6 protein-coding genes and 1 pseudogene are annotated in these 7443 nt (G+C 69.6%); 3 read left to right on the forward strand and 4 right to left on the reverse strand.

Going from position 1 to position 7443, the window contains the following annotated elements:
* On the reverse strand, positions 1 to 695 hold a 695-nt coding region (locus ACTWQJ_RS42715; RefSeq protein ID WP_443311795.1), incomplete at its 3' end, for an ROK family transcriptional regulator.
* A gap of 47 nt (positions 696 to 742) precedes the next feature.
* Between ACTWQJ_RS42715 and ACTWQJ_RS42720 the strand changes: the two genes are divergently transcribed.
* The 3 genes from ACTWQJ_RS42720 (at position 743) to ACTWQJ_RS42730 (ending at position 3308) form a co-directional block, all read left to right on the forward strand.
* Positions 743 to 1831, forward strand: coding sequence for a Gfo/Idh/MocA family oxidoreductase (locus ACTWQJ_RS42720; RefSeq protein ID WP_443311796.1), 1089 nt, complete (start codon positions 743 to 745; stop codon positions 1829 to 1831).
* Positions 1832 to 1851: 20 nt separating this feature from the next.
* On the forward strand, positions 1852 to 2343 hold the full coding sequence (locus ACTWQJ_RS42725; protein ID WP_443311800.1) for a heme-degrading domain-containing protein: 492 nt from the start codon (positions 1852 to 1854) through the stop codon (positions 2341 to 2343).
* 89 nt (positions 2344 to 2432) lie between these two features.
* On the forward strand, positions 2433 to 3308 hold the full coding sequence (locus ACTWQJ_RS42730) for an LLM class F420-dependent oxidoreductase (RefSeq protein WP_443311797.1): 876 nt from the start codon (positions 2433 to 2435) through the stop codon (positions 3306 to 3308).
* Between the two features lie 1591 nt (positions 3309 to 4899).
* Here ACTWQJ_RS42730 and ACTWQJ_RS42735 read toward each other — a convergent pair.
* The 3 genes and pseudogenes from ACTWQJ_RS42735 to ACTWQJ_RS42745 form a co-directional block, all read right to left on the reverse strand.
* Positions 4900 to 5121: pseudogene (locus ACTWQJ_RS42735) on the reverse strand (transposase); the annotation flags it as partial.
* Positions 5122 to 5336: 215 nt separating this feature from the next.
* The gene (locus ACTWQJ_RS42740) at positions 5337 to 6083 is read right to left on the reverse strand and encodes an AfsR/SARP family transcriptional regulator (RefSeq protein WP_443311798.1); all 747 of its coding nucleotides are present in this window, start codon (positions 6081 to 6083) and stop codon (positions 5337 to 5339) included.
* Between the two features lie 857 nt (positions 6084 to 6940).
* Positions 6941 to 7443: hypothetical protein (locus ACTWQJ_RS42745; RefSeq protein WP_443311799.1), on the reverse strand; the 503-nt coding region annotated here is incomplete at its 5' end.

Raw genomic sequence — 7443 nt, forward strand, 5'->3', positions numbered from 1 at the left:
CCAAGCCCCGCCCCGAAGTGCAAATACGCGAACGACCCACCCTCACCCCCGACCGCAAGCCCCAGCGCCGCCGCATTGGTGTCCTTGTCGACGACAACCGGCACCCCGAGCTGCAACGCCAGCACGTCCCGCAGCGGAAACCCGTCCCACTCCGGGAACCCGGTGACCCGATGCAGCACACCACGGACGTGATCGAGCGGCCCGGGCAACGCGACCCCGACCCCGAGGACCGTCTCCGACGGCCGTTCCGCCAGCAGCGCCGTCACCTCCCGCACCACCCTCGCGAGCACGGCCTCCGCCCCCGCCCCCAGGTCCAGTGGAGCGCTCCGCTCCGCCACCACCGCCCCCGCCAGATCCACGAGCACCGCCCGCAGCTCATCCCGGTCGAGATGCACCCCCACCGCATGCCCGGCCCCCGGCACGAGCCGCAGCACCGTACGCGGCTTGCCCCCGGTCGACACCAGCCGTCCGGCCTCCGTCGCCAGCCCGTCGGCCCGCAGCCGGGCGGTGATCTTGCTGACGGCCTGCGGGGTCAGCCCGGTCCGCTCGGCCAGCTCGAGCCGGCTGATGCCGTCCGACCCGGCGCGCCGCAGCAGGCCGAGGACGAGCGCCGCGTTGTGGCTGCGCAATGCCAGCAGATTCGCGCCCGCCGCCCGCACCGAACCCCCCGTGGTCGTCCTGTTCACGCCACCCATTCTCCTCACCGCTTGCACTTTGGCAACAGCGTTGCGAAAGTGGACCCATGACCGGACGCATCACTGGAACGACGGGTACCCCCCTCCGGGTCGGCCTCATCGGCTACGGCCTCGCGGGCTCCGTCTTCCACGCCCCCCTGATCGGCGCCACCGACGGCCTCGCCCTCGACACGGTGGTCACCTCGAACCCCGAGCGCCAGGAGCAGGCCCGCGCCGAGTTCCCGGACGCACGGGTCGCCGCCACGGCGGAGGAGCTGTTCGACCGCGCCGACGAGCTGGACCTGATCGTCATCGCCTCCCCGAACCGGACGCACGTCCCGCTCGCCACCGCCGCCCTGAAGGCCGGTCTCCCGGTCGTCGTCGACAAGCCGATCGCGGGCACGGCGGCTGAGGCACGCGAACTGGCCGCTCTGGCCGAGGAGCGCGGCCTGCTGCTCTCCGTCTTCCAGAACCGCCGCTGGGACAACGACTTCCTGACTCTGCGCAAGCTGCTCGCCGAGGGCGCGCTGGGTGACGTATGGCGCTTTGAATCCCGCTTCGAGCGGTGGCGGCCACAGCCCAAGGGCGGCTGGCGGGAGTCCGGCGACCCGGCGGAGATCGGCGGTCTCCTCTACGACCTCGGCAGCCATGTCGTCGACCAGGCACTGGTCCTGTTCGGCCCCGCGGCCTCGGTGTACGCCGAGTCGGACATCCGCCGCCCGGGCGCGGAGACGGACGACGACACGTTCATTGCGATCACGCACACCAGCGGCGTCCGTTCCCACCTCTACGTCTACGCGACGACCGCCCAACTCGGCCCGCGTTTCCGGGTGCTGGGCTCGCAGGCCGGCTACGTGAAGTACGGCCTGGACCCGCAGGAGGCGGCCCTCAAGGACGGGCAGCGTCCCGGTCCCGGCTGGGGCGAGGAGCCCGAGTCGGAGTGGGGCCGTATCGGATCCGGCGAGTCCCCGCTGACCGGCGGCGGCCGCCCCGAGCCCACCCTGCCCGGCGACTACCCCGCGTACTACGCCGCGGTGGCCGCCGCCCTGCGCGACGGCGCCGCCAACCCGGTGACCGCCCTGGAGGCGGCCGCCGCCCTCGACGTACTGGAAGCGGCCCGCCGTTCGGCCCGAGACGGAGTGACGGTGACGCTGTGACGAACTCGCACAAGCCCGCGATGACCCCGAAGGTCACTCCGGAACTGACGCCCACGGTCGAGGAGTTGGAGGCGCAGGAACGCCGTCTGGTGTTCCGCGGGTTCACCCACGACGACGCCTGGGCGCTCGGCTCGCTGCTGGTGGAGCTGGCCCGGGAACGCCAGGCCCCGGTCGCCATCGACATCCGCCGGTCCGGCCAGCAGCTCTTCCACGCGGCCCTGCCCGGCTCCACCCCCGACAACGACGCCTGGATCGACCGCAAGCGCCGGGTCGTGGAGCGCTACGGCTCCGCCTCCTACCTGGTCGGCGCCCGATTCCGCGCCAAGGGCACGACGTTCGAGGAGTCCTCCCGCCTGGACCCGGACATGTACGCCGCCCATGGGGGCTCCTTCCCGATCACCGTGGAGGGCGCCGGTGTGATCGGCACGGTGACGGTGTCGGGTCTGCCGCAGCTGCAGGACCACCGGTTCGTGGTGGAGGCGCTGGAGCACTACCTGGGCGACCAGGTCTGATACCCGTCCGGCGGGATTAACGCGAGCGGCCCTCCGGTTGGCACTAGCGTCACCAGCACGAGCCGTCACAGCCGGAGGGACCGCAACCGATGAACGACGTCGCAGCCACCATGAAGCAGAAGGTGGGCCGGTACGGCATCTGGAGCATCGGCCTGCGCTCGGAGGACCCGGACCGGCGCGGCGAGCTCGCCGAGGCCGCCGCCGAACTGGAGGAACTCGGTTACGGCGCCCTGTGGCTGGGCGGCAACAGCACCGCCCGCAACGCCGCTCCGCTCATCGGGGCGACGTCGAGGATCGTCGTGGGGACCAGCATCCAGAGCATCTGGCAGCAGGAGGCCGGCGACAGCGCGGCGGCCTACGCCGACCTCGAGTCGGCCCACCCCGGCCGCTTCGTACTGGGCCTCGGCGTCAGCCACGCCAAGCTCGCCGAGCAGTACCGCCGCCCGTACTCGTCGCTGGTCGCCTACCTCGACGCCCTGGACACCGCCGGAGTGCCGGCGGATCGCCGCGTCCTGGCAGCGCTGGGCCCGAAGACGCTCGAGCTGGCCCGCGACCGGGCGGCCGGCGCGATCCCGTACCTGGTCACGGCGGAGCACACGGCGCAGGCCCGCGAACTCCTGGGCGAAGCCCCGCTCCTCGCCCCCGAGCTGAAGGTCGTCCTGGAAACGGACCCGTCCCGCGCCCGCACCCTGGCCCGCGGCTATCTCGCCATGTACCTCGCCCTGCCGAACTACACCAACAACTTCCTCCGCCACGGCTTCACCGAGGCCGACTTCACGGACGGCGGCAGCGACCGCCTCATCGACGCGGTGTTCGCATGGGGAGACGAGAACCGCATCCTGGACCGGATCAAGACCTTCCAGCAGGCGGGCGCGGACCATGTGGCGCTCCAGGTGGTCGCCGGCGGCCCCAGTGACGCCCTGCCGCGGGAGGAGTGGCGGAGGCTGGCCGGCCTGCTGGGCTAGGGATTGCGCCTTCAAACACATGCCTCGGCCCGCAGACTGCGAGGGTCGGCGGGACGAGGTATGAGACGAGCGAACTATTCGCCTGGCCCCACAGGGATGGTCTCAGGCCCGGTCTGCGGTCCCGTCTGCGGCCCGGTGCCCGGCGGGGTCGTGCCCGGCGGCGTGGTACCCGGCGGGGTCGTGCCCGGCGGCGTCGTGCCCGGCGGGGTCGTGCCCGGCGGCGTCGTGCCCGGCGGGGTGGTACCCGGCGGCGTGGTACCCGGCGGGGTGGTACCCGGCGGCGTCGTGCCCGGCGGGGTGGTACCCGGCGGCGTCGTGCCCGGCGGGGTGGTACCCGGCGGCGTCGTGCCCGGCGGGGTGGTACCCGGCGGCGTCGTGCCCGGCGGGGTCGTGCCCGGCAGCGTGGTGCCCGGCGGCACCGTCTGGACGCTGCCTAGATTGACGTTCGAGTCGGTGATTGTCGAACCGACAATTGAACCGGTAATTGTATTGATGTTGTTGTTTGTCGTATTGACAATGTTGTTTATCGTCGTCGGCGACAGCCCAAGGCTCTGCCCCTGTGCCCGTGCCACCTCTAGAGCTTGCGCCCTCGCCGCTGCTGGGGAGGCGCCCATGCTTATCGCCTGTCGTGCTGTACTCGTAGCTGCAGCTACGGCGGCAGCTTCACTCTGTTGTGTCGATGCCCCTGCTGCAGCCCCAGTGCAGACCACGGAACCCACGCGGACCGGCCCCGTGCCCGAAACGGTGAGCGGTCCGATGCGACCGTCGGAAGCAGAACGCACAGGCGTCGCCCCTCCGGGCGTGACGTTGAGCGTTCCACTAGGAGTGAAACCTTCGCCTGTCAGAGTGTTTCCTACCACCCGGCACGTCTGGTTCGGTTGGTTCGGTGCAGCGGAGGCTGGCTGCACGCTGGTACCAACCATCCCTCCGACTAGGGCAACTACCGCTGCGGCGCTCAATGCGACCCTGCGAGTCACGGAATTCTCCTCTGCCTTTAAATGCCTCACCGGCACTGGAGACGTATAAGCCCGGACTCCAACAAGCTATCGCCGCTGCTCCGTTCGTGCATCTGAAGTCGCAGGCGTCACTACGCACTGGTATCGTGGATTCATTCAGAAGCTTTAGAAGCCGAATTCAACTACCGGTGGCCCACTGGCCGCTTCGGTGACTTGTGGCCCAGCCTTCAGCAATTCCGTTCGCGCATGGCTCCGAGACCGCTGCCGGTCAACTCACCTGAAATCCCCGGGAAAATGACGGCACTTCAACGGCTCACCAGCGCCGCAGCAGCAACCTCCTGCTGCCTGGCGGCCGGCGCATGGTGCGCCTCGGCAAGTGAGGCCAGCACCTTGCCGCAGTATTCCCAGGTCGCGCCCCCGAAACTTCTCAAGTGCTACAACACCATTCGCGACCCGAACACCATTGTGTGTTACCGGGTTTCACAAAGACCCATACACAAGGACGGGCAGATCGTGTTCGTCCCGTTCCTCATCCAGGTGCCCACGCCCCCGAATCCCCCATCCGTGATCACCGTCGACCACCTCCCGGAGACCTGAGGAGGTCGGGGACTGGCCGACGCTCCGCCTCCAGTCCCCGCCCGGCAGCGGTTCGGATCGGAGGTCCAGGACTTCGGCAGATACAGCTCCCGGTCCGCCAGGGCACGGCCCCTGGGGGAGGCGTAGGCGGCGAAAACGCCGATCTGGCAGTTCTCCGTGCGGCCCGCCGTGCCGGAGTACTGCCGCTGCACCCCGGCCGAGACCGTGCCCTTCTTGATGAACCCAGTGTCGTCGGTGATCAGCACACCGGCCGGGTCCCCCGAGCTTCTCGGCGCCGTGCCGAACCGCTTCGACAAAGCGAACCCGCCACGGGCAACAGTGGCGGGTTCGCAGATGTTCACAACCGAGCACGTCGCGGACATCATGGGGTCGCGACCCGGAGATCGTCGAGGTCGTCCGGCACGAGCGTTCTACGGACGAGCATCACCCGCCGCGGAGGCCAGGACATGGGATCCGGCCGCGCCCCTCGCGGTCACTACTGCAAGTATCCGCCACCGGGGTGTGACTGCCGCAGTTCGGCCACGAGCTGGCGCAGCCGCGGTGTGGGGCGGAGTCCCAACTCGTTGCGGAGGCGCTGCGCGTAGCGTTCGAAGTGGTCCAGCGCCTCGGCCAGGTTGCCTTCCGCCAAGTGGGCGCGGATCAGCGAGACTTGACTGCTCTCCCGCAGTGGATCTGCCTGGACGGCCGTATGAGCGGCCGTCACCGCCCCGGCGAACTGCTCAGCTTCGATGAGTTCTCCCGCCAGTTTCTCGAGGGCATGGAGTCGAAGCTGGCGCCAATGCTCCGCCTCCAGCAAGGCCCACTCGTCGTACCAGCCGGGCAGCAGATCAGCGGAGAGCTGGTCGACGGTCGCCGCGTTGAGACCGAGGTCCTCGGCCGGGACGCGGGGGTCGAGTATGCGCTGGGCCAACGACCGGGCGTGGTAAAGGTCGACGGTGACCTCCCGCGCGAGGCGCACCTCGCTGGGAGAGACGTCCAGTGCTTTCCGGCCGAGGCCACGCAGGCGTGACAGCGCCGCCCGAAGGTTCGTGTACGCCCTCTGCTCGGATGCTTCGGGCCAAAGACTTCCGGCGATCAAGGCCCGAGGGACAGAGGCGCGGTAGTTGAGCGCGATTAACGCCAGGAGTCGCTTCGAGCCGACCGGGACTGTCACCGGGACGTTGCCGACCACGAGGTCGAAACCGCCGAGAAGAGCTATGTGTACGGACGGTCGGCTCTTCACGGCCAGAGAAGAGAAAGCGAGATCATCTGAGCTCATGGCTGTGTGATCGCTTAGGGATCGGCCCACCCGGGCGCCTACCGACTGGCGGCACCACCATTGCCCAAGGATTCGCGATCTTCACACCTCCCAACAGATCCATGCTGCTCTGTCTGCTGAGGGTTGTCTAATTCGTCCAAATTGCACGAATGAGTGCCCTCTGGTCGTGGGCAGCTGACCCCTTGCGGGCGCCGCGCGCATGCCGGGACGGCGTCGCTCCCGCCGCCCGGGGTGCATTCACAGCCTCCACGGCCGCTCGGAGTGGCATGGGTCGGGGAGCGGACGGACACTGATGCGGTAACGAAGACCACGAGCATGGACTGCTCGGCGAAGGGCAAGCTCAGGGCGTGTATCCCGGCTCCGGCTCCCTTGCATACGGGCTCCTACGCGATCGCTGGATGCCCACGGGTCGTAAGAGCGACTCATGACAGCGCCATACGGTTTCAGCTGTGGTCGCGTAGCGAATCGCTGAGTGATCGGTTCGGGGTCGTGCATCACGCAACGACTGCTCGGGTCGACGGATCGTTCTCGAGATCCCGCAACCTGGCACCGGCACCGAGAACGAGCTGACGACGCTCTCCTGGCGGTCCCACCAGGCACAGGATCCGCCGTCGCGTAACAGAGTCGGCCTTGGTACTTGTGAGTTCGCGTAGTCCCGTGTCGCGAAGGAATCCTGCGGGCGCTGGTGAGGGATGTCCGCCAGCGTGAATGGCACGAAGCTCCTTGCTTTGCAGGATGGTTGACACCTCTGCAAAGGCAAGGAGCTTCGTACTTTATGGGGCACCCCGTCATCCGGTCACGACCGGAAGAGTTCAGCGCGGTCACCCGGGGGTGTTCAGGCCGGCGTGCCCGGCGTGGTCGGCGTGGTCGGCGTGGTCGGTGTCGTCGGCGTCGTCGGCGTGCCCGTGCCCGGCGTCGTCGGCGTGCCCGGCGTGGTCGGCGTGGTCGGCGTGGTCGGTGTCGTCGGCGTCGTCGGCGTGCCCGTGCCCGGCGTGGTCGGCGTCGTCGGCGTGGTCGGCGTGGTCGGCGTGGTCGGCGTGGTCGGTGTCGTCGGCGTCGTCGGCGTGCCCGTGCCCGGCGTGGTCGGCGTGGTCGGCGTGGTCGGCGTGGTCGGTGTCGTCGGCGTCGTCGGCGTCGTCGGCGTGCCCGTGCCCGGCGTGGTCGGCGTCGTCGGCGTCGTCGGCGTCGTCGGCGTGGTCGGCGTCGTCGGCGTCGTCGGCGTGCCCGTGCCCGGCGTCGTCGGCGTCGTCGGCGTCGTCGGCGTGGTCGGTGTCGTCGGCGTCGTCGGCGTCGTCGGCGTGCCCGTGCCCGGCGTGGTCGGCGT

This window comes from Streptomyces sp. KR55 (assembly GCF_052245645.1).
In the GTDB taxonomy this organism is placed as follows: Bacteria; Actinomycetota; Actinomycetes; order Streptomycetales; family Streptomycetaceae; genus Streptomyces; species Streptomyces flavusporus.